The sequence below is a fragment of the Streptomyces daqingensis genome (genome assembly GCF_014645895.1).
Taxonomy (GTDB): domain Bacteria; phylum Actinomycetota; class Actinomycetes; order Streptomycetales; family Streptomycetaceae; genus Streptomyces; species Streptomyces daqingensis.
The window spans coordinates 36,421-58,163 of record NZ_BMMP01000026.1 but is presented as its reverse complement, the minus strand read 5'-3'; the positions used below and the strand labels follow the sequence as shown (position 1 = coordinate 58,163).

Annotated in this window: 18 protein-coding genes; 8 read left to right on the top strand and 10 right to left on the bottom strand. The window is 71.5% G+C overall.

The window, feature by feature from the left end; all coding sequences use genetic code 11:
• Positions 1-96: 96 nt before the first annotated feature.
• Positions 97-939 carry an LON peptidase substrate-binding domain-containing protein gene (locus IEY56_RS26805; RefSeq protein WP_189039864.1) on the top strand — a complete coding sequence of 281 codons (843 nt, stop codon included), beginning with the start codon at positions 97-99 and terminating at the stop codon, positions 937-939.
• Positions 940-1,131: 192 nt separating this feature from the next.
• On the top strand, positions 1,132-1,641 hold the full coding sequence (gene ybaK, locus IEY56_RS26800) for a Cys-tRNA(Pro) deacylase (protein WP_189039863.1): 510 nt from the start codon (positions 1,132-1,134) through the stop codon (positions 1,639-1,641).
• Positions 1,642-1,708: 67 nt separating this feature from the next.
• Here the strand turns inward: ybaK and IEY56_RS29155 are convergent, their stop codons facing one another.
• From IEY56_RS29155 to IEY56_RS26780, 4 genes are all read right to left on the bottom strand, one after another.
• Positions 1,709-2,647: a hypothetical protein gene (locus IEY56_RS29155; protein ID WP_373292198.1), complete on the bottom strand. Its 939-nt coding sequence runs from the start codon at positions 2,645-2,647 to the stop codon at positions 1,709-1,711.
• 79 nt (positions 2,648-2,726) lie between these two features.
• A complete protein-coding gene (locus IEY56_RS26790; protein ID WP_229712235.1) occupies positions 2,727-3,518 on the bottom strand; it encodes an ABC transporter permease in 792 nt (263 codons plus the stop codon).
• Between the two features lie 149 nt (positions 3,519-3,667).
• Positions 3,668-4,696 carry an ABC transporter ATP-binding protein gene (locus IEY56_RS26785; protein ID WP_373292197.1) on the bottom strand — a complete coding sequence of 343 codons (1,029 nt, stop codon included), beginning with the start codon at positions 4,694-4,696 and terminating at the stop codon, positions 3,668-3,670.
• A gap of 79 nt (positions 4,697-4,775) precedes the next feature.
• A complete protein-coding gene (locus tag IEY56_RS26780; protein WP_229712234.1) occupies positions 4,776-6,086 on the bottom strand; it encodes an NYN domain-containing protein in 1,311 nt (436 codons plus the stop codon).
• Positions 6,087-6,319: 233 nt separating this feature from the next.
• On the opposite strand from IEY56_RS26780, the gene IEY56_RS26775 reads away from it, so the two are divergent.
• Entirely contained in the window at positions 6,320-6,496 is a 177-nt protein-coding gene (locus IEY56_RS26775) for a hypothetical protein (protein ID WP_189039861.1), read from the top strand.
• 125 nt (positions 6,497-6,621) lie between these two features.
• Here the strand turns inward: IEY56_RS26775 and dnaE are convergent, their stop codons facing one another.
• Positions 6,622-10,164 (bottom strand): DNA polymerase III subunit alpha, encoded by a 3,543-nt coding sequence (gene dnaE / locus IEY56_RS26770; RefSeq protein WP_189039860.1) that lies wholly within the window; start codon positions 10,162-10,164, stop codon positions 6,622-6,624.
• Positions 10,165-10,488: 324 nt separating this feature from the next.
• On the opposite strand from dnaE, the gene IEY56_RS26765 reads away from it, so the two are divergent.
• The 4 genes from IEY56_RS26765 (at position 10,489) to IEY56_RS26750 (ending at position 15,486) form a co-directional block, all read left to right on the top strand.
• On the top strand, positions 10,489-11,841 hold the full coding sequence (locus IEY56_RS26765) for a DUF2252 domain-containing protein (protein ID WP_189039859.1): 1,353 nt from the start codon (positions 10,489-10,491) through the stop codon (positions 11,839-11,841).
• Positions 11,842-11,924: 83 nt separating this feature from the next.
• Entirely contained in the window at positions 11,925-12,641 is a 717-nt protein-coding gene (locus IEY56_RS26760; protein WP_189039858.1) for a hypothetical protein, read from the top strand.
• A gap of 177 nt (positions 12,642-12,818) precedes the next feature.
• Entirely contained in the window at positions 12,819-13,619 is an 801-nt protein-coding gene (locus IEY56_RS26755; protein ID WP_189039857.1) for a thioredoxin domain-containing protein, read from the top strand.
• A gap of 181 nt (positions 13,620-13,800) precedes the next feature.
• Positions 13,801-15,486, top strand: coding sequence for an alkaline phosphatase D family protein (locus IEY56_RS26750; RefSeq protein ID WP_189039856.1), 1,686 nt, complete (start codon positions 13,801-13,803; stop codon positions 15,484-15,486).
• 103 nt (positions 15,487-15,589) lie between these two features.
• Here IEY56_RS26750 and IEY56_RS26745 read toward each other — a convergent pair whose 3' ends face one another.
• Positions 15,590-16,183 (bottom strand): dienelactone hydrolase family protein, encoded by a 594-nt coding sequence (locus IEY56_RS26745; protein ID WP_189039855.1) that lies wholly within the window; start codon positions 16,181-16,183, stop codon positions 15,590-15,592.
• A 108-nt stretch (positions 16,184-16,291) separates the two neighbouring features.
• Between IEY56_RS26745 and IEY56_RS26740 the strand changes: the two genes are divergently transcribed.
• Positions 16,292-17,365 (top strand): mechanosensitive ion channel family protein, encoded by a 1,074-nt coding sequence (locus tag IEY56_RS26740; RefSeq protein ID WP_189039854.1) that lies wholly within the window; start codon positions 16,292-16,294, stop codon positions 17,363-17,365.
• Positions 17,366-17,449: 84 nt separating this feature from the next.
• On the opposite strand, the gene IEY56_RS26735 is transcribed toward IEY56_RS26740, so the two are convergent.
• The 4 genes from IEY56_RS26735 to IEY56_RS26720 all read right to left on the bottom strand — a co-directional run bounded on the left by IEY56_RS26735 (position 17,450) and on the right by IEY56_RS26720 (position 21,595).
• Complete coding sequence (locus IEY56_RS26735; RefSeq protein WP_189039853.1) at positions 17,450-19,042, bottom strand: Na+/H+ antiporter; 1,593 nt, start codon at positions 19,040-19,042, stop codon at positions 17,450-17,452.
• A gap of 2 nt (positions 19,043-19,044) precedes the next feature.
• Positions 19,045-19,986 (bottom strand): RluA family pseudouridine synthase, encoded by a 942-nt coding sequence (locus tag IEY56_RS26730; protein ID WP_189039852.1) that lies wholly within the window; start codon positions 19,984-19,986, stop codon positions 19,045-19,047.
• A gap of 91 nt (positions 19,987-20,077) precedes the next feature.
• On the bottom strand, positions 20,078-20,659 hold the full coding sequence (gene lspA, locus IEY56_RS26725; protein WP_189039851.1) for a signal peptidase II: 582 nt from the start codon (positions 20,657-20,659) through the stop codon (positions 20,078-20,080).
• A 72-nt stretch (positions 20,660-20,731) separates the two neighbouring features.
• Complete coding sequence (locus tag IEY56_RS26720; protein ID WP_189039850.1) at positions 20,732-21,595, bottom strand: TraR/DksA family transcriptional regulator; 864 nt, start codon at positions 21,593-21,595, stop codon at positions 20,732-20,734.
• Between the last annotated feature and the right edge of the window lie 148 nt (positions 21,596-21,743).

Sequence of the window (21,743 nt, the reverse complement as noted above, 5' to 3'; positions counted from 1 at the left end):
CGGTTGCCCGCCGCAGGTCCGTCCCGCCCGCCACCGCGAACTCCCTGATCGCTCAGGCACACCCGACACGGCCCGAAGGCTTTAGGCTTACTCGTTGTGACAACCGCGCTTCCGCTCTTCCCGCTCAACTCGGTGCTGTTCCCTGGCCTCGTGCTGCCGTTGAACATCTTCGAGCAGCGGTACCGCGCGCTGATGCGGGACCTGCTGGAGATCCCCGAGGACGCACCTCGCCGGTTCGGCGTCGTCGCCATCCGGGACGGCCGCGAGGTCGCCCAGACGTCGACGGGGCTGCCCGAGTCCGCGCCGTCGCCCGGCGCGGACCCGACCGCCGGCTTCGGACCCGACCCCATGGCGTCCTTCTACGCCGTGGGCTGCATCGCCGACGCCTCGACCATCCGCGAGCGTTCGGGCGGCTCCGGCGGCACCCCTCCCGGCACCGCCCCGTCCGGAGCCGCGGGCGGCACCGGTGCGGGCGTCGACGACGCCTCCGTCGAGGACGAGCAGTCCTCCGACAGCGCCGGGTACGAAGTGCTCGCCACGGGCACCACCCGCTTCAGGCTCCACTCGGTGGACGCGAGCGGGCCGTACCTCATGGGCGAGATCGAGGAGTTGCCGGAGGAGGAGGGGGACGGCGCCGGAGCGCTCGCCTCCGGTGTGCTGCGCGCCTTCCGCGCTTACCAGAAGCGCCTCGCCAGCGCCCGCGAGCGGACACTCGCCGCCGGGCAGGAACTGCCGGACGACCCGTCAGTCGTCTCCTACCTGGTGGCCGCGGCGACCATCCTGGACACCCCGACGAAGCAGCGGCTGCTCCAGGCACCTGACACGGCGACGCGGCTGGCGGACGAACTGAAGCTCCTGCGGCGCGAGACAGCCGTCATCGGGAAGCTGCCGTCGCTGCCTGCGGCGGATCTCACGCGCGAGCCGACAAGCCCGAACTGAGCCCGGCCGGAAGGGCGTCGGGCACCGGCGTCCAGTACGGCGGGATGCGCCGGACGGCGTTGCGCGGCGAGGGCACCTCGTCGCTCGCACGCGGTCCAGGGGTCTCCCCGAGGCCCTGACCGCAGGCAGTGGGACACGGCGGTCCGCACGCCGGGCCGCAGACGGAGACAGTCCGAAGGCGGGGCGGAAAGCATGGCGAAGAAGAAGCAGCGGCAGCAGACGGCGGCGACGCCGGCGACGCTCGCCGCCTCACGCGCGGGCGTGGAGTTCACCACGCACTCCTACGAGCACGATCCCGCGGCGCCCTCCTACGGCGCCGAAGCGGCGGAGGCGCTGGGCCTGCCGCCCGGACAGGTCTTCAAGACCCTCGTGGCGCAGGTCGACGGAGCGCTGACCGTGGCCGTCGTGCCCGTCTCCTCGTCCCTCGACCTGAAGGCACTGGCGTCCGCCGCCGGCGGGAAGCGCGCCGCCATGGCGGACCCGGCCGACGTCGAACGCACGACCGGCTACGTGCTCGGCGGGGTCTCACCACTGGGACAGCGCAAGCGGCTGCCCACGATTCTCGACAGCTCGGCTCTGGGCCACGCCGCCGTCTGCGTCTCCGCGGGCCGCCGCGGGCTGGAGATCGAGCTGGCCCCGGGCGACCTGGCCGCGCTCACCGGGGCGGTCACGGCGCCCATCGCCCGCACGGGCGGCGCGTGAGACGCACCCCGCTCGCGCCTCGCCGAGAGCCGACGGCCTCCGCGCTCCGGACGGGCGGAGAACGCCGCTACCGGCCGTGGGCTCCCTCGCCGCCCGGCGCCGGGTAGTACGGGTCCCCGGGGTCGGGGTCGCGTTTTCCGAACAACCCGGTCAGCGCCAGATGCACGATCAGAGCCAGCAGCGGCCACACGAGCAGCGCACTCTTCGCCTGCAGCTTCAACGGCCCGTCGAACGTCTTGCCCTCACCGGCGGCCTTCGCCGCCGCCACCAGATCCGTGTCGGGGCCCAGCCACACGCCGAGCCCCCACGCCAGCAGGGACCCCAGCAGCGCACCGGCCGTCAGCCCCACCACGATGCCGACGCCGCCTCCGCGGCTGCGCAGGAAGGCCAGCGCCCCCGTGACCACGCCGAAGCCGATCGCCAGGAGCACGAACGTGCCGTCCGCCCCGATGGCCTCCTCGCCCTCGGGGTCCTTGAGGAAGACCGCACCGTCGACGGTCACCAGCGGGACCCGGGGCGCCAGCCACAGCCACATCAGTCCGAGGCCCACGCCGAGCGCGGTCACGACGAGGGCGCACAGCAGTCCGTCGAGGACCTCGCGCCGCACCTCCGGGCGGTCCGCCCTGTGCTCCGGGTACTCGGGGTACTCCGGATACGCCGGGACGTCGTCGCCCTGCCCGTTCCGCCCCTCGTACGGATCACCGGCGTACCCGCCGCCATGCGGGTCGCCGGCGCCTCCGTTCGGGCCCCCGTACGGATCACCGCCGTGCCGGCCGCCGTACGGGGCGTCCCCGCCGTACCCGCCGCCTCCGTAGGAGTCACGGAAGCCGTACGCGCCCTGCTCGCCGTAGGAGCCGTACGGGCCGTGACCGCCGTACGGGCCGCCGGGAGCGCCGTGCGGATCTGCGGGCTGTCCGGCCGGCCGGGACCGCGCTCGCCGGCCGTCGTCGCGGTGGGAGCGCGGTGGGCGTCCTGGATCGGGTGATGAAGGCGTCGGTGCGTTCACGACGCCATCGTGCCAGGGACGGGCGCGTGTTCGGGCAGCGGGCGGCAGATGACGTCACCCTCGGCGCACCCGCCGCTGCTCAGCGCACCGCGGCTCGCCGGTAGGCCCACGTCGCCAGCGCCAGGGAGACGGCGCCGACGCACGCGCACACCCCCAGGTCCAGGCCCGCATGACCCCAGTCGGGGTGGGCCTCGAAGGCGCGTGTGAGGGCTTCGACGCCGTACGTCGAGGGCAACAGGTCCCGCACCAGCGCGACCGGCGCGGGAAGCTGGCCGCCGGGCAGCACCCCCAGCAGCAGCGCCGCGGACATCCCCAGCTGGCCGCAGAGCGTGGCCAGCTCCGGTCTGGGCGCCAGCAGCCCCAGCGCCGCACCGAGCCCGGCCAGGGCGGCACCCGCCAGCGGGATGACGGCGGCGAGCAGCCACAGCCCGCCCAGCGGCAGCTGGTACAGGAGTCCGCCCGCGACGGCCGTCACGAGAACCCCCGGCACCGTGAACGACGCATACGCTGCGGCCGCCCCCAGCACGACCGCGGCGGCGGGCACCGGCAGCGTCGCGTAGTGGTCCAGTCCGCCTCCGGCACGCAGCTGGCCGAAGTACTGCGCGAGGAGGTTCAGCGCGACGAAGGCCACGACGAGGACGCTGGACCCGGCGACGACGGCGCGCGACTCCGCTCCCCCGTCCACGACGCCCCTCATCAGCACCATGATCCCCAGCGACTGGAACGTCGCCACGAAGAGCAGCGGGATGCGGGCCACGCGGGCCCGCGACAGCTGCGCCCGGTAGACGGCGCCCAGCGAGGGCCACAGCCGGGCGCGGGGCGCCAGCGGCGCGGGCTGCGCGCCGGACGCGTCGGGCAGCGCCGCGGCCACGGCCGCCGCGTCCGGGTCGGGGGCCGGCCGGGCGGCGGGCACCTGCCCGTCCGCGGGCTTCTCCCGTCCCGCTCCGTCCGCTCGTCCCGACCGGTCGGCCCGGGCGTCCCCCCGGGCCGAGCGTGCAGCCCGCGATGTCGCGGCCGTGCTCACAGCTTCACCAGACCTTCCCCGCTGCCGCCCAGCGACAGGTACACGTCCTCCAGGCTGGGCGTGGCCAGCGAGAAGTCGTCCAACGCAGCGAAAGCCGGACCGGTCGTCACGACGGAGACCGCCTCGCGTGCGTCCTCCGGCGTCATGCGCAGCGTCCAGCGGCGCCCGGAGACGGTGGCGCGCTCCGCCAGTCCGGCGAGCCGCGGGACGTCGAGCGGCGGACTGTCCCGCCAGACCAGGTCCAGCCGTACGTCGTCGCCCACCAGCGACTTCAGCCCGCCGGGAGTGTCACACGCGATCACCCGGCCGCGGTCGAGCACGGCCACCCTGTCCAGCACCGTCTCGGCCTCGATGACGTTGTGCGTCACGAGCACGACGGTCGCTCCGTCCTCGGAGCGCCGGCGGTCGACGGCCGCCCACACCGCACGGCGCGCCACGGGGTCCATGCCGGTGGTCGGCTCGTCGAGTACGAGCAGCGGCCGCCTGCCGACGAGCGCCGCCGCGACGCACGCCAGCCGGCGCTGCCCGCCGGAGAGCTTCTTCAGGGGGCGCCCGGCGATCTTCGCGAGGCCCAGTTCCTCCAGAACGGCGTCGCGTTCCCGGCGCGCGGCGGCGGTGCCGAGACCGCGCAGCCGGCCCGTGGTCTCCGCGGCGAGCGCGACCGTCAGCTCGTCGAGGGCGCTGGACTCCTGGCCGAGGTAGGCGAGCAGCCTGGCTGCCCGTTCCGGATGGCGTACGAGATCGTGGCCGAGCACTTCGACAGCGCCCGCGTCGGGGCGCAGCAGACCGGTGAGCTGCCTGACGACGGTCGACTTCCCCGCCCCGTTCGGGCCGAGCAGTCCGAAGACCTCGCCCGGCCGGACGCGGAGGTCGACACCGTCGCAGGCGCGTACGGGCGGTGCGGGCGGCTCGCCCCGGCGGCCCCTGGCCGCGGGGTAGGTCTTGATTAGGCCGGTTATGCGCACGGCGTCCCGCGTCCGTTCGTCGACGCTGTTGACTTGCTGCTGCCGCGTGCCGGTTCCCACGAGCGACGAGCCTACGCTGCGGCGCCGGGCGGCGGACAACGGGCCTTGCGGCGGCGGACCGGGAGGGGGCGGCGGCCGCTCAGTCGGAGACCGGGGCGTCCTCGGCGGGGGCCTGCTGCCCCGCCACGGGGGCGTCGATCTCGCGCCAGAATCCGGCCCGGATCGCGTAGCGGTCGTGCTCGTCGATCTGGTCGTCCTTGTGTGCGAGCAGCCCGAAACGGGCGGCATAGCGCAGCAGCTCACCGTCGATGCGGTGCGGGATGCGCGGGTACTCCCCGGCGAGGGTCTGGACGTTCGCGGACGCGGAGAGCCGCTCCAGCCAGCGGCGGGCGAAGACCTGGCCGACCTCGAACGGGTCACCGCTGACGGCGGTGATGTCCTCCTCGCGGTCCGCCCAGCGCTGCTCCGCGGTCGTGAGCTGGGCGAGGGTGGGCAGGGCGGCGATCTCCGGGCTCTCTCCGGGCGTTCCGCGCTCCACCCAGCCCCGCTCCGAGGACCAGCGCAGCGTCGCTCCCGGCGGCGTGGCCTGCCCTCCGCCCCCGGGCTGGGGGCGGGCGAGGCCCGCGAGGTCCTTGGGCGTGGGCACTCCGGCGGCGTTCCTGCCCGTACTCGCGCTCTCGTCCTGCGGTTCGCTTCCGGCGGGCGGCGCCGGGACGGCGTCGGCGGGCGTCTCGGGCTCCGGCGCCGCGGGTGTGGCCGCCGGGACGGCCTGGCCCTGCGGGGTGGGCGGGGCCTGGGCGGAAGGCGCGTTGCCGTTCTTCGCCGTCTCCGGCAGCGGCGCCGAGAGGATCGCGGCGATCTCCGGACGGGAGGCGGACTGCGGCGCGCAGACGCCGGGCGGCTCGGTGGCCCGTACGGCCTCGGTGATCCAGCTGCGGTCCAGTACGCGCCGCTCGTCGGCCTCGGCGACCAGGTCCTCCGACTGGTTGTAGTCGCCGTCGGCCGCCTGAACGGCCCACAGGTGCACCGCGACGCCGTGCTCCTTCGCGGACATCAGGCCGGGCAGCAGGTCCCCGTCGCCGGTGACGAGCACGATGTCGGAGCAGGCCCGGTTGCGGGCCAGTTCGGTGAGCTCGGCGTGCATGGCCGCGTCGACGCCCTTCTGGGCCCACCGGCCGTCGCTCCGCGTCAGAGCGCCGAGCCTCACCGTCACGCGCGGCATCACGCGGAGCCTGCGGTGCTCGGGCTGCGGAACCCTGTCCGGGGCACCGTCGAACCAGTAGATCCGCAGCAGGTCGCACTGGGTGTCGGCTTCGGCCCGATCGCGCAGTCCGCGGATCAGGGCCGCATGGTCCACGCTGATCCGGGAGCGCATCGGCTCACCCGCCAGGAGACTCGCGGCGGCGCCCAACAGGTACCCGGCATCCACCAGGACGACGCAGCGATCCACGTTCCACCCACTCTCGGTCACGAGCACAGCCGAGGCTGCGTTTCCTTCGAGTCTGCCCGACCGTACAGGGCTATTCAGCCGGGCCCCGTTCATCGGCGTGGCGACAGCGGAGTGGTGCGGATATGGAAATGCGAAGAGGCGCCTCACTCGCGCCGATTGTTCGAAATGCGCGCTTGTTTCCCGCATGCCAGGCTGATTTCGGCCCAACGTTCAACGGTCCCCAGGAGGCGATCATGACCAAGGGCAGGAACCAAGACCGCAGTCAGAGAAAGGCCGAGGCCGCCGACCGCGATCAGGGAGCGAGCCAGGACGGTGCCGCAGAGGGCCGGCAGCAGCGTCCGTCGCCGGGAAGGACGGCGAGCCCCGCAGACGTGGCACGCAAGCACCAGCGGCGCTTCGGCCACAACTGACCCTGCCGGGACAGAGGTCAGCGAAGTCAGACTGAAACCACTGTGCCCTTGGGCACCGCACGTCGGCGCGCACGAAGGAGAGGGCGGCCCCAGCCCCGGGGCCGCCCTCCTCCCGTTCCTGCCGCTCAGCCCGCCATGCAGGAGGGGCCGAGCAGCTCCTTGAGGTCTCCGAAGAGAGCCGGGTCGGGTGTGACGCGGTGGCGGTCCAGCCGGAGGACCGTCGTCTTGCGCGTCCCCTGGAGGCGGACCCGCACCTCGCTCGATCCGCGGTGGTGGGTGAGCACTTCGCCCAGCTTCTCCACCAGCGGTGGTGTGATCTTCACCGTGGGGATGGTGATCGTCACGGGCGCGCTGGCGGACGCCTCGCTCAGGTCCGGGATCATCAGCTCCATCCCGACCAGCCGGGGGACGTCCTCCCGCTTGTCGAGACGTCCCTTAACGAAGACCACGGCGTCCTCGACCAGTTGGGTGGAGACCAGCTGGTAGGTCGCCGGGAAGAACATGCAGTCGATCGAGCCGGCCAGGTCCTCGACGGTGGCGATGGCCCAGGCGTTGCCCTGCTTGGTCATCTTGCGCTGCAGCCCGGAGATGATGCCGCCGATGGTGACGATCGCACCGTCGGAGTAGTCGCCGCCGGTGAGTTGGGCGATCGCCGCGTCCGCCCTGTCGTTCAGGACGTGCTCCAGGCCGAAGAGCGGGTGGTCGGAGACGTACAGGCCGAGCATCTCCCGCTCCTGGGCGAGCAGGTAGGTCTTCTCCCATTCCTCCTCGGAGAAGGTGACGTCGAGACCGAAGCCCGGGGAGTCGTCGCCGTCGTCGCCGCCGAGGTCGCCGAACAGGTCGAACTGGCCCTCGGCCTCCTTGCGTTTGACCTGCACGACGTTGTCGATCATCGGCTCGAACTGCGCCGTGAGCCCCTTGCGGGTGTGCCCCATCTCGTCGAAGGCGCCCGCCTTGATCAGCGACTCGACGGTGCGCTTGTTGCAGACGACCGCCTCCACCTTGTCCAGGAAGTCGGGGAAGGAGGAGTACTTGCCCTTGGCCTTGCGGCACTTGACGATCGAGTCGACCACGTTCTGCCCGACGTTCCGCACCGCGGTCAGGCCGAAGACGATGGTCTGGTCGTCGCGCGAGGTGAAGTTGGCCACCGACTCGTTGACGTCCGGCGGCAGGACCCTGATGCCCATCTTGCGGCACTCGTTGAGGTAGACCGCCGACTTGTCCTTGTCGTCGCGCACCGAGGTGAGCAGCGCCGACATGTACTCCGCGGGGTAGTTGGCCTTCAGGTAGGCCGTCCAGTAGGTGACCAGGCCGTACGCCGAGGAGTGCGCCTTGTTGAAGGCGTAGCCGGCGAACGGCACCAGGACGTCCCACACGGCCTGGACCGCCTCGTCCGAGTAGCCGTTGTCGCGCATGCCCTTCTGGAAGTTCACGAACTCCTTGTCGAGAACCTCCTTCTTCTTCTTGCCCATCGCGCGGCGGAGCAGGTCGGCCTGGCCGAGGGAGTAACCCGCCAGCACCTGGGCCGCCTTCTGCACCTGCTCCTGATAGACGATCAGGCCGTAGGTGATGTCGAGGACCTCTTTGAGGGGCTCCTCCAGCTCCGGGTGGATCGGGGTGATCTCCTGCTGGCCGTTCTTGCGCAGCGCGTAGTTGATGTGGCTGTTCATGCCCATGGGGCCTGGCCGGTACAGCGCGGAGACGGCGGAGATGTCCTCGAAGTTGTCGGGCTTCATCATGCGCAGCAGGGAGCGCATGGGGCCGCCGTCGAACTGGAACACGCCCAACGTGTCGCCACGGCAGAGCAGTTCGAAGGTCTTGGGGTCGTCGAGCGGCAGATCGAGGAGCTTGAGGTCGACGTCCTTGTTCTTGCGGATCATCTTGACCGCGTCGTCCATGATCGTGAGGTTGCGCAGGCCGAGGAAGTCCATCTTCAGCAGGCCCAGCGCCTCACAGCTGGGGTAGTCCCACTGCGTCACGACGACGCCGTCGTTCTTCGGGGAGAAGACCGGGACGTGGTCGATCAGCTTCTCGCTGGACATGATCACGCCCGCCGCGTGCACGCCCATCTGCCGCACCAGGCCCTCGATGCCGCGGGCCGCGTCGATCACCTTGGTGACGTCCGGCTCGTTCTCGTACATCGAGCGGATCTCGCCCGCCTCGCTGTAGCGGGGGTGGTCCTTGTCGGTGATGCCCGACAGCGGGAGGCCCTTGCCGAGGACGTCCGCCGGCATCGCCTTGGTGATCCGGTCCCCCATCGCGTACGGGTAGCCCAGCACGCGGGCCGAGTCCTTGATGGCGTTCTTGGCCTTGATGGTGCCGTACGTGCCGATCATGGCGACCTTGTCGGCGCCGTACTTCTCCGTCACGTACCGGATCACGTCGCCGCGCCTGCGCTCGTCGAAGTCGATGTCGACGTCGGGCATGGTGACGCGCTCGGGGTTGAGGAAGCGCTCGAAGATCAGCCCGTGCGTCACGGGGTCGAGGTCGGTGATGCCCATGGCGTAGGAGACGATCGAGCCCGCCGCGGACCCTCGGCCGGGGCCCACGGCGATGCCGTTGTCCTTCGCCCAGTTGATGAAGTCGGCGACGACGAGGAAGTACGCGGGAAAGCCCATCGAGATGATGACGTCCATCTCGTACTCCACGAGCTCCTGCCGGTCCTGGGGGACGCCCCCGGGGTAGCGGCGGGCCATGCCCCGCTTGACCTCCTCCTTGAACCAGGAGATCTCGTCGTACCCCTCGGGCACGTCGAAGCGCGGCATCAGGTTCTTCGTCTCGAACATGCCCGCCGTGTCGACGCGTTCGGCGATGAGCAGCTGCGTGTTGCGGCAGCCCTGCTGCCACTCCTCGGAGGAGTCGATGGCGTACATCTCCTCCGCGGACTTCAGGTAGTAGCCGGCGCCGTCGAAGCGGAAGCGGTCCGGGTCCGAGAGGTTGCTGCCCGTCTGGATGCACAGCAGGGTGTCGTGCGCCGCCGACTCGTGTTCGTAGGTGTAGTGCGAGTCGTTGGTGACGACGAAGGGGGCGTCGATCCTCTTCGCGACCTCTTCCAGGCCGGCGCGCGCCCGCCTGTCGATCTCGATGTTGTGGTCCATCAGTTCGACGAAGAAGTTCTCTTTGCCGAAGATGTCCTGGAACTCGCCGGCCGCCTGAACCGCTTCGTCCATCTGCCCGAGGCGGATCTTGGTGCTCACCTCACCGGAGGGGCAGCCGGTGGTGGCCATCATCCCCTTCGCGTACTCGGCGAGCAGCTCGCGGTCCATGCGGGGCTTGCGGAAGAAGCCCTCGAGGCTGGCGCGGGACTGCGCGCGGAAGAGGTTGTGCAGGCCCTCCTTGTCCCTGGCCCACATCGTCATGTGCGTGTACGCACCGTTACCGGAGACGTCGTCGCGCTTCTGGTGCGGGGTGCCCCACTTGACCGGCCGCATGTTGCGCCGGTGGTCCGGCGCGACGTACGCCTCGATGCCCATGACGGGAGTGATCCCCGCGTCCTTCGCCTGGTGGAAGAAGTCGTACGCGCCGTGGAGGTTGCCGTGGTCCGTCATCGCGATGTGCGACATGTCCATGTCCCGGCAGGCCTTGAACATGTCCTTCAGCCGCGCCGCGCCGTCCAGCAGCGAGTACTGAGTGTGCACGTGCAGATGTGTGAACGGCTGCTGGGTCACGGCGCGGGACACCTCCGGGGGGATTGCTGGAACGGCTTCGGAGTCTACGTCCCGGCACCGACATCCGGTGTCCGCGCACCCGGCTCCGGCGACCGTCCAACTCCCCCCGGAATATTGCCTTCCGGTACGCCCCGGGAGCCGGGCCGGGCACGCCCGCGCACTCCTCCGGCGCAGCGCGCCGTACGAGCCGCACGCCGGACGGTGCGAGCGGCCGCCTCCACGGCAGTCCGGTACTCGCGCGCCGCGGCCACCCGGTACGTTGCCACTGCTGCTCGGTCAGCCGATCCGCCGGGAACCGGCGGCATCCCACTCAGGAGGGCACCCATGGCAACGCTGCAGGACGGCACCGCGGACGAGCGTGCCGAGCGCATACTCGAGGTCTTCGACTGCGCCTTCGGCGAACTGCTGGCCGCCGACCCGGCCGCCTTCCAGGTCAAGTTCCGCAAGATGGCCGCGTCGGCCTTCGCCTTCTACCGGGGCACCGCCTGCCTCTTCTACGCGGACGCCACGGCCGCCGACGGCGAGGCCGGGAAGCACACCGGCCCCTACCTCGACGACCGCACGGGCAGGGTGTGGATCCACGGGGACCTGCACGCCGAGAACTTCGGCACGTACATGGACGCCAACGGCCGTCTCGTCTTCAACGTCAACGACTTCGACGAGGCGTACGTCGGACCGTTCACGTGGGATCTCAAGCGGTTCGCCGCCTCCGTGGCCCTGCTCGGCTACACCAAGGCGCTCAGCGACGGCCAGATCACCGGCCTGGTACGCGCGTACGCGGAGGCCTACCGCGAGCGCATCCGCGCCCTCGCCGGAGACGCCAAGAGCGAGGACGTCCCGTCCCTGACCCTCGACACCGCGCGGGGCCCCGTACTGGACGCGCTGCGCTCCGCCCGCTCCAACACCCGGTTCGGCCTGCTGGAGACGATGACCGAAGTGCGCGACTGGGAGCGCCGCTTCACGCCCGGCGGCGGAGCCGTCGAGCTGGATGCGGACACCCGCGGCAGGGTGCTGGAGGCCTTCGACGCGTACGTCTCCACGCTCCCCGGCAGCACGCGTCTCCGCTCCGACGCGTACCGCGTCAAGGACGTCGTGGGACGCCGCGGCGTCGGCATCGGGAGCGCCGGGCTGCCGTCGTACAACATCCTGCTGGAGGGGCACAGCGACGCCCTGGAGAACGACCTCGTGATCTATATGAAGCAGGCGCAGACGCCCGCCGTCTCGCGGCACGTCACCGACCCCGAGATCCGCGGCTACTTCCGCCACGAGGGGCACCGCACGGTGATCTCCCAGCGCGCCCTCCAGGCCCACGCCGACCCGTGGCTCGGCTGGACGGAGCTGCACGGCGTCGGCCAGCTCGTCGCGGAGGTCTCGCCCTACGCCGTCGACCTCGACTGGACGGACCTCGACGAGCTGGACGCGATCACCCAGGTCGTCGGAGACCTCGGCCGGGCCACCGCCACCATGCACGCCGCAGCGGACGACGAGAGCGGTCACTCCCTCGTGCCGTTCTCCACCGAGAACGCCATCAACGCCGCGATCTCCGAGGACGAGGAAGGCTTCCCGGAGATGCTCGTCGAGTTCGCGCACGCGTACGGATCGACCACTCGCCGGGACCACCAGGTCTTCGTCGACCTCTTCCGCAACGGCCGCATCCCCGGTCTGCGGAACCCGTGACGGGCCCGCGGGGGAGGGCCGGAGGAAACAGCCCTGCATCTTTAGGGCCCTCTTAGCCCTCCCCGTGGCACACTTTCCCGGCGATGGACATGGACGCGGCAGGCATACGGACAGTACGGGCGGTCGTCTTCACCGTGCTGTGCGTCACCCTGTCCGCCGGAGCGCATGTGCTGCTCTCCGGGATGCCGCTCCCCCTCGCCCCGCTGCTCGCCGTCGGCGGCGTGATCTTCCTGCTGGCCTTCGCTCTCGCGGACCGCGAACGCGGCTACGGGCGCATCGCCGCCCTGCTGGTCCCGCTCGAACTGCTGGCGGACGCCGTCTTCACCAGCGGGCAGCACACCTGTTACGGGCAGGCGGGCGGTCCCGTCGCGGGGCCGCTGCGCTCGGTCGGAGTGGACCTGCTGTGCGGCGGGGGCAGCTTCGGCACTCCCCTGGCACGCGTCGCCGCGGAGGGCCGCCACGGCGCCCGGTCCCTGTCCGAGGGGCTGCCGCCGGGGCCGTGGGACACGGCACCCTCCACGACGCCCTTCCTGCTCCTCGCCGCCCACGTCGGGGTAGGGCTCGCCGCCGCGGCCTGGCTGCGCCGCGGCGAGGCGGCGCTCGCGGGACTCCTCCGCGCGGCCTCGGTGGCCGCGTTCCGGCCGCTGCGCGTGGCGTTCGCCGCCTGGCGCGGCACCTGCGCGCAGGCATCCCCCGCGCCGGCGCCGAACGGGGCCTCCCCCGAGGCGCCGCGCGCCCTGCCGCTGCTCACGCACAGCGTGCACCGGCGCGGCCCGCCCGCCCTGACGATCGCGGCCTGAGACCGGGCTGCGAGGGTCCCGCACCCTCGCAGGCGTACGCGCCCGGCGCCCGCGAGCGGCTCCGCCACCGCGAGCGCCCGGTCGCCGGCACGGACGCCGGGCCGCACGAGCCGAGCCGGAACCGAACCGTCCACCCTCCCCCACGCACGGCGTGACGTCATACGGAGAAGAAGACCCATGAGCAAGCGCAACAGCCAGGAAGCCAAGCGTGCCGCCCGCGAACGTCTGCGGGTCGAGCGCGAACGGCAGGCGAAGAAGGAGAAGATGCGCCGGCAGATCGTCGTCGGCGTCTCGGTCGTCGGCGTCCTCGCGGTGGCCGGCGGCATCTTCTACGGCATCACCAAGCTGAACGAGCCCAGCGGCTGGGAGGCGGCCAAGGAGCAGAAGCTCGTCAAGCCGGCCAACACCACGGGCAGTTCGGGCTCCGGCGTGCTGATCGGCCAGGAGAGCGCCAAGAAGACGGTCGATGTGTACGAGGACCTGCGCTGCCCCGCGTGCGCCCAGTTCGAGCAGGGCATCGGCAAGGTCCTCTCCGACGGGACCAGCAAGGGCAAGTACAAGATCAAGATGCACTTCGGCGACCTGATCGACGGCAACGTCGGGGGCGAGGGCTCGAAGACCGCCATCAGCGCGCTGGGCGCGTCCCTCAACGTGAGCGAGAAGGCGTTCCTCGCCTACCACGAGAAGCTGTACAGCAAGGAGTTCCACCCGGAGGAGTCGACCGACAAGTTCGCCGACGACTCCTACCTGCTGAAGGTCGCCGACTCGGTGCCGGAGCTGAAGGGCAACGCCGAGTTCAAGAAGGCGGTCGAGGACGGCACCTACGACAGGTGGGCGCTGAACATGGTCGAGGACTTCAACAAGGGCAAGGTCAAGGGGACTCCGACCATCCGCATCGACGGCGAGGACGTCGAGCAGTCGCAGCTCCCCGCCGAGCTGAAGAAGCTGGGCGTCGAACTCACTCCTCCCAAGCAGTGAGCCTCCCGGGCGGGGACGGCGGCGCACGGTGCCGCCGTCCCCGCCCGGCGCCGGTCCCGGGCCCCGCCTTGTCCCGCCGGAGGACGCGGCCGCGGCCCTGGCCGGAACCCGCCCCGACGGGCAGACGAACTGCCGTCCGCAGCCTGCCCGTTGGGGCTACTTGTGCGTAACATCAGGCTCCGTGACCGACACCCATAACAGACCCCGAACCTCTGTCCCCGGAGTAAGACCCGCGTCCGGACATCCCCGGCGCCGCACGGTCGTCGCGGCCACCGCCGCCTCAGCGGCCCTGCTGCCCCTCGCGGGCGGACTCCCCAGCGCGCACGCCGCCGGATCCCCCGCCTTCCTGCACGGCGTGGCATCCGGCGACCCCCTCCCCGACGGCGTCCTGCTGTGGACGCGCGTCACGCCCTCCTCGGACGCCGTGCCGGGCTCCGGCAAGGGCGCTCCCGTGAAAGTGACCTGGCAGGTCGCCCAGGACGAGGGCTTCGAGAACGTCGTCGCTCAGGGCACCGTCACGACCGACGCGGCCACCGACCACACCGTCAAGGCCGACGTCCGCGGCCTGCGGCCCGCCACCGCGTACTGGTTCCGCTTCAGCGCGGGCGAGGTCCGCTCCCCCGCCGGCCGCACCCGCACGACGCCCGCCGACGACGAGGACGCCGCCAACCTCCGCGTGGGCGTGGTCTCCTGCTCCCACTACGAGGCCGGCTACTTCGCCTCCTACAGGCATCTGGCGGCCCGCGACGACCTGCACGCGGTCCTGCATCTCGGCGACTACATATACGAGTACGGGCACGAGGAGTACCCGCTCGAGGACGACGTCATCCGGACCGTCCAGCCGGAGCACGAGACCCTCACCCTGGCCGACTACCGCGTCCGGCACGCCCACCACAAACTCGACCCCGACCTCGCCGCCATGCACGCCGCGCACCCCGTCATCGCGATGTGGGACGACCACGAGGTCGCCAACGACACCTGGTCCGGGGGCGCGGGCAACCACACCCCGGGCGAAGAGGGCGAGTGGGCGGACCGCGTACGCGCCGCGAAGCAGGCGTACTTCGAGTGGATGCCGGTACGCCCGTCCACCCAGGGCACCACCTACCGGCGCCTGAAGTTCGGCCGCCTCGCCGACCTGCACCTGCTCGACCTGCGCTCCTTCCGCGACCAGCAGGCGAGCTTCGGCGACGGCGACGTGATCGACGACCCGGACCGCACCATCACGGGCCGCAAGCAGCTGGACTGGCTCAAGGCCGGCCTCTCGGGCTCCGATGCCCGCTGGCGCATGGTCGGCACCTCGGTGATGATCTCGCCCATCGCCTTCGGCGCCGTCCCCGCCCATCTCCTGGGCCCGCTCGCGGAGTTGCTGGGCATCCCGCAGGAGGGCCTCGCCCTCAACGTCGACCAGTGGGACGGCTACACGGACGACCGCCGCGAACTCCTGACCCACCTGCGCGACCAGGGGATCGGCAACACGGTCTTCCTCACCGGTGACATCCACATGGCCTTCGCCAACGAGGTGCCGGTCAAGGCCGCCACGTACCCCGAAGACGCCCCCGTGGCCACGGAGTTCGTCGTCACGTCGGTGACCTCCGACAACCTCGACGACATCCTGAACGTCGCGCCGGACACCGTCTCGTCCGTGGCGGAGGCGGCTGTGAAGGCCACCAACAAGCACGTGAAATGGCTCGACATGGACTCGCACGGCTACGGAGTCCTCGACATCGACGCCGAGCGGGCGCACATGGACTACTACGTGCTGTCCGCCAAGGAGGAGCAGGACGCCACCGCTGAGGTGCGCCGCTCCTACCGCACCCTCTCCGGCAGCCAGCGCCTCGAAGAGGCCGACGCACCGCTGCGCGGCTGACGCTCATCGCGCCGACCGCGGCCTCCCCGCCATGTCAGGAGGGGAGGCCGCGGTCACGCTGGGGCCGCCGTGACCGCCGGAGCGCACGGACCGGCCTGCGGCCCTACACCCCGGATCCGGCCGGCGCGACCTCCTCCAGAAAGCCCAGCGCCGTCCGCCAGGCCTCCTCCGCCGCCTCGCCGTCGAAGTCGTCGAGCCCCTCGTCGGTGAAGAGGTGGCCGGCGCCCGGGTAGCGGAAGACCTCCACGTCCGCGCCCGCCCGCTGCATGCGCAGGTACCAGGCGTTCAGCCAGTCATGCGGCTCGAAGGGGTCCGGCTCGGCCACGTGCAGCTGCACGGGGAGCTCGTCCACGGCCGCGTCCTCCGCGAGGTCCGACGTCCCGTGCATCAGCAGCAGCGCCCGCGCCCGAGTGTCCGCGAGCGCCAGGTTCTGCGCGATGGAGCCGCCGAGCGAGAACCCGGCGTACACCAGGCCCCGTTCGGACAGCGGCGCCGTCACGGTCACCGCCCGCATCAGCAGTTCGTCCCGGCCGATCTCGTCCTTCAGCTCCATGGCCTCCTCGACGGTGTCCGCCGTACGCCCCTCGAAGAGGTCGGGCGTGTGCACCTCGTGCCCGGCGGCCCGCAGCCGTGCCGCGGCCTCGTGCACGGCGGGTCTCAGCCCGTGCGCGGAGTGGAACAGTACGACGGTGGCCAAAATGTCACTTCCCTCACATAGCAACTGCAGCCCGCTGCGAGGCCGGGATCCCGCCCATGGTGGCAGGTACCGTCGTGGGTGCCCGCCGATCCCCCTAGGAGTCCAGCCATGGAGAACGTGCTTCGACCGCTCATCGTCTTCGGCGGTGCGATCGTGCTCGCGTTCGCTGTCGCCTGGGCCACCGACCGGTTCCTGCGCCGGATGGACGCCCGGCGCCCCGAGACCCCGTTGTGGGGGCTGCTGCGCCGCGGGCGCGTGCCGCTGCAGGCGGTGGTCTTCGTCGCGCTGCTCAACGGCTTCTACGAGCACGCCGACATCGCCCGCCGGGACCAGCCGACCGTCAACCTCTGGCTGCACATCATCCTCATCGGCGCCGCCGCCTGGCTGGCGCTGCGCATCCTCGCAGCCGTCGTCGAGACGGCCACGGCCCGCTACGCCGGAGTGGCGCACGATCCGGCGCGCGCCCGGCGCGTGAAGACGCAGCTCACCCTCATCCAGCGGCTGGTCACCGCCGTCGTGGTGGTCATCGCCGCCTCCGCGATCCTGCTCCAGTTCCCCGCGATGAAGACGCTGGGCACCTCGATGCTCGCCTCCGCGGGTGTCCTCGGCATCGTGGCCGGTATCGCCGCGCAGTCCACACTCGGCAACCTCTTCGCGGGGCTGTCGATCGCCTTCGGCGACATGGTGCGCATCGGCGACGAGGTCGTCGTCGACGGCGAGATGGGCACCGTGGACGAGATCACCGTCTCCTACCTGGTGCTGCGCACGTGGGACGAGCGCCGGATCACCATGCCCGTCTCGTACTTCACGAGCAAGCCGTTCGAGAACTGGTCACGCGGCGGCCCCCAGCAGACGGGCACGGTCTACCTGCAGCTCGACCACTCCGCGCCTGTCAAGGAACTGCGCGCGAAGACGGAGGAGCTCGTGCGGGCGAACGACTTCTGGGACGGGCGCAGTTGGAGCCTCGTCGTCACCGACACCACGCCCACCAACATCGAGGTGCGCGTCGCCGTCTCCGCCCGCACCTCGGACGACCTGTGGACGCTCCGCTGCAACCTGCGCGAGCAGCTGATCGACTGGCTCCACCGGGAGCACCCCTCGGCCCTGCCCCGGGTCCGGCTCGCCGCCCCCGAGGAGGTCACGGCGTACTCGAACGGCCACTGGAACCAGCGGGTCTCCTGAGCAGAAGGCGGGCGGGCGCCGGCGAGCCCGGCCTCCAGGCCCGCCCCGGCCGGACCACGCGGGCCATGGGGGCCTCAGCGGCCCTCAGTCGCGGTAGCTGCGCAGGTCGAGCTGGTGGAGCACCCGGTCGCAGACCTCGGGGTCGGTGCCCGCCTCGCCGCGCGCCGCCATGATCTCGTGCCGGGCCGCCGACAGCAGTTCCCCGTTCAGCCTGTGGATCTTCTTCACCCGCGTCGCCCGCTTGGCGTGCGTCTCCCGCCGCTCCTCGTCCACGATCTCCGGTGAGATGCGCGCTCCGACGTCGTACGCACGGCGCAGCAGGGCCTCGGATATCTCCTCCGGCAGCTCCTCGGCCTCCTCGATCTCCCTGAGCCGCTTCCGCGCCGCCTTCACGCAGCGCATCGCGAGCCGCCGCTCCTGCTCCCGCTCGAGCGCGCTGTCCGACTGCACGCGCAGCTTCCTGACCAGCCACGGCAGCGTCAGCCCCTGCAGCACGAGGGTGGCCAGCACCACGGCGAAGGCGATGAAGAGGATCGCGTCCCGCTCCGGGAAGCTCTTGCCTCCCTCCACGTGCAGCGGAACGGCCAGCGCCAGCGCCACGGAGGCCACTCCGCGCATCCCCGCCCACCAGACGACCGTCGTCTCACGCCAGTTGAGCGGGATGTCCTCGTCCAGGTCCTTGCGGTGGTGCAGCCGCCTGGCCAGCCACGACGCGGGCAGCAGCCACGCCAGACGCAGGACCACGACGGCGGCGACCACCGCGAGAGCGGCGGGGAGCAGCTCGTTCCAGCGCCCGCTGACGGGCCCCACCACCACTGCCAGTTCGAGGCCGATCAGCCCGAAGGCCACGCCCGTCACCAAGGTGTCGACGATCGACCAGAAGCTCTGCCCGACGAGCCGCCCCTGCACGTCGTCCGCGTCGACCGCCCGCCCGGACGACAGGTAGAGCGCGGTCATCAGCACCGCCAGGACGCCCGAGCCCTTCAGCTCCTCGGCCAGCACGTACGAGGCGAACGGCACCAGCAGCGAGAGACCCGTCTGGAGCGTGGCGTCCCCGAGGAAGAGCGCCAGCTTGTTCGTCGCCCAGCCCAGCGCGATCCCGACCAGGACGGCGACGAGCGCGGAGAGCACCAGCTCCCCCGCGGCGGCCGGGACGGAGAAGGTACCGGTCACGGCGGCCGCGATCGCCACGTGGTAGAGCGTGATCGCGGTGACGTCGTTGAAAAGCCCCTCGCCCTCCAGGATCGACACCAGCCGCCGCGGGAGCCCGAGCTGACCTGCCACGGTCGTCGCCGCGATCGGGTCCGGCGGCGCCACGAGCGCGCCCAGCGCCACCGCCCCGGCGATGCCCAGCCCGGGCACGAGCGTGTGGGCGACGGCCGCGACGGCCGCGGTGGTGACGAACACCAGCGCGACCGCCAGCAGGAAGATGGGCCGCTTGTTCGCGGCGAACTGCCGCCAGCTCGTCCGGTAGACCGCGGCGTACAGCAGCGGCGGCAGCACCAGCGGCAGGATGAACTCGGGCGGCACCTCCACGTTCGGCACGAACGGCAGGAGGGCGAGCACCCCGCCCAGCAGCGTCATCAGGACGGGCGAGGGAATCCCGATCCGGTCACCGAGCGGGACGGTGAGAACGGCACCGAGCAGCAGGGCGAAGAGAAGGGCGAGCTGGTCCACGGTCAGGCACTCTCCGCCCGCACCCGGTCCAGAGCACGCTGCAGGTCCTCCGGATACGTGCTCTCGTACTCGACCCATCCGCCGTCGGACGGGTGCTCGAAGCCCAGCCTGACGGCGTGCAGCCACTGCCTCTCCAGCCGCAGCCGCTTGGCGAGCGTCGGATCCGCGCCGTAGGTCATGTCGCCCACACAGGGATGCCGGTGTGCCGACATGTGCACGCGGATCTGGTGCGTGCGCCCGGTCTCCAGCTTGATGTCGAGGAGGCTCGCGGCGCGGAACGCCTCGATCAGGTCGTAGTGGGTCACGGACGGCTTGCCGTCCGCGGTCACGGCCCACTTGTAGTCGTGTTGCGGATGACGCCCGACGGGTGCGTCGATCGTCCCGCTCATCGGATCGGGATGCCCCTGCACGAGCGCGTGGTACCGCTTGTCGACGGTGCGCTCGCGGAACTGCTGCTTGAGCAGCGTGTACGCCCGCTCCGACTTCGCGACGACCATCAGCCCGGACGTGCCGACGTCCAGCCGGTGCACGATGCCCTGGCGCTCCGCCGCGCCCGAGGTGGCGATGGAGTACCCGGCGGCGGCGAGCCCGCCGATCACGGTCGGCCCGCTCCAGCCCGGGCTGGGGTGCGCGGCGACACCGACCGGCTTGACGATGACGACGATGTCCGTGTCGTCGTGCACGATCTCCATGCCCTCGACCGGCTCCGCGACGACCTGGACCGGCGCCGGCGGCGCGGGCAGCTCGACCTCCAGCCAGGCACCGCCGTGCACCCTGTCCGACTTCCCGGCAGCGGATCCGTCCAGCAACACCTTGCCGTCGGCAGCGAGTTCGGCCGCCTTGGTGCGGGAGAACCCGAACATCCGGGCTATGGCGGCGTCCACGCGCTCGCCCTCGAGACCGTCGGGTACGGGCAGGGTCCGGGTTTCGGGAAGGGTGCTCACCCGATCGAGTATGCCGGACGCCCGCTCGTGCCTCTGACCCTGCTTTGACGCTCGGCCACCACCGCCACCGCGGCGGAGGACGGGGGCGCGCTCAGTCCCTGTGCAGCGTCCCGTCCGGGTCGAGGCCGCGGAAAGAGAGGATCACGATCAGGATGCCCCCGCAGACGATCGCCGAGTCGGCCAGGTTGAAGACCGCGAAGTGCGTGGGGGCGATGAAGTCCACGACGGCGCCCTGGAAGACGCCCGGCGAGCGGAACACACGGTCCGTCAGGTTCCCGAAGGCACCGCCCAGCAGCATCCCGAGCGCGATCGCCCACGGCGTGCTGTAGAGCCTGCGCGCGATGCGCGCGATGACGACGATCACCACCGCGGCGATTGCCGTCAGCACGAGCGTCAGCGCCTCACCGATACCGAAAGCCGCGCCCTTGTTGCGTACGACGTCGAGCTGCAGCACCGTGCCGATCACCTGGATCGGGGCGTGGTGCTCCAGCTCGGCGACCACGATCAACTTGGTGACCAGATCCAGCGCGTAGGCGATGGCGGCGACCACGACCAGCACCCCGATGCGCCTGCCGCCCCGGGGCGCGTTCTGCACGCCGTCTCCGGGTGCGCCGTCCGCGGGCTCTTCTGTGGTCTTGTCAGGAGTACCGATAGTCCGCTCCACCTCTGTCACCCGACGAGGGTACGACACATGGGCCCCCGCTGTGGCCCGCTCCCCCGGCGTCCGGCGGCCCTGCCAGTCTCCCTAACGGCGTTCCTGCTGCTGCTTGCACTCAACGCAGAGCGTCGCGCGGGGGAAGGCCTGCATGCGGGCCTTCCCGATCGGATTGCCGCAGTTCTCGCAGAGCCCGTAGGTGCCCGCGTCGAGACGTTCCAGGGCCCGCTCGGTCTGGTAGAGCATCTCGCGGGCGTTGGCGGCGAGCGCCATCTCGTGCTCCCGCGTGATGTTCTTCGTGCCGGTGTCGGCGTCGTCGTCCCCGGCGCCGTCCCCGGAGTCGCGCATGAGCCCGTCCAGCGCCTCGCCGGAGGCGACCAGCTCCTCCTTCAGACGCTCGGCCTCGCTCGCCAGCTCACCACGGGCCTCCTCGACCTCCTGCGGGGTCCAGGGCTCCTCGCCGGCCCGTACGGCCAGCTCTTCCGCCTCGGCGGGGGCGCCCGCCGCGCGCGCTGTGGGCACCTTGTCGGCCTTCGCCACCGGAGTCTTCTTCGCAGCCACCGTCTTGGCTCCTGTCGTCTTCTTCGCCGTGGTCTTCCCTGCGGCGCGCCGGGTCGCCGCCGTACTGCCGGCCGTCGCCTTCTTCGTGGTCTTCTTCGCTGTCTTCCCCGCTGCGGCCTTCTTCTTCGTGGTCGCCGCGGCCGTCTTCCCGGCGGGCCTCTCGGTCGCTGTCTTCTTCCCCGAACCCCTCTTCGCAGGCGTCTCCCCCTTCGCCGCCGCCTCCCCGGCCGGCTGCGCCTTCTTCGACGCCTTCTTCGACGCACCGCGCCCGGAGGACGTTGCCTTCTTCTCCGACGCGGATCTGCGGGGAGCGGCCCCGCCGGTGGTCGCAGCCTTCTGCGTGGACTTTTTCGCAGCTGCCGCGCTTCTCGCGGCAGACCCTCTCGCCACCATGGCCGCGGCCCCTTCACATATTGTGATCTTGCTCGCGAAACGTGACCGGAACGATAAATCGACCGCGAGTGCCCCACAACGGGGGCGCGCCGGTCTGCAACCGTTGTGCCCCGCCCGGCCCTGCGAAAACCGGCCCGACCCTGCCCTC

Coding starts and splice junctions, on each gene's coding strand:
- IEY56_RS26740 (WP_189039854.1), top strand. CDS start 16,292: ATGGAGAACGTGCTTCGACCGCTCATCGTCTTCGGCGGTGCGATCGTG.
- ybaK (WP_189039863.1), top strand. CDS start 1,132: ATGGCGAAGAAGAAGCAGCGGCAGCAGACGGCGGCGACGCCGGCGACG.
- IEY56_RS26775 (WP_189039861.1), top strand. CDS start 6,320: ATGACCAAGGGCAGGAACCAAGACCGCAGTCAGAGAAAGGCCGAGGCC.
- IEY56_RS26760 (WP_189039858.1), top strand. CDS start 11,925: ATGGACATGGACGCGGCAGGCATACGGACAGTACGGGCGGTCGTCTTC.
- IEY56_RS26765 (WP_189039859.1), top strand. CDS start 10,489: ATGGCAACGCTGCAGGACGGCACCGCGGACGAGCGTGCCGAGCGCATA.
- IEY56_RS26720 (WP_189039850.1), bottom strand. CDS start 21,595: ATGGTGGCGAGAGGGTCTGCCGCGAGAAGCGCGGCAGCTGCGAAAAAG.
- IEY56_RS26755 (WP_189039857.1), top strand. CDS start 12,819: ATGAGCAAGCGCAACAGCCAGGAAGCCAAGCGTGCCGCCCGCGAACGT.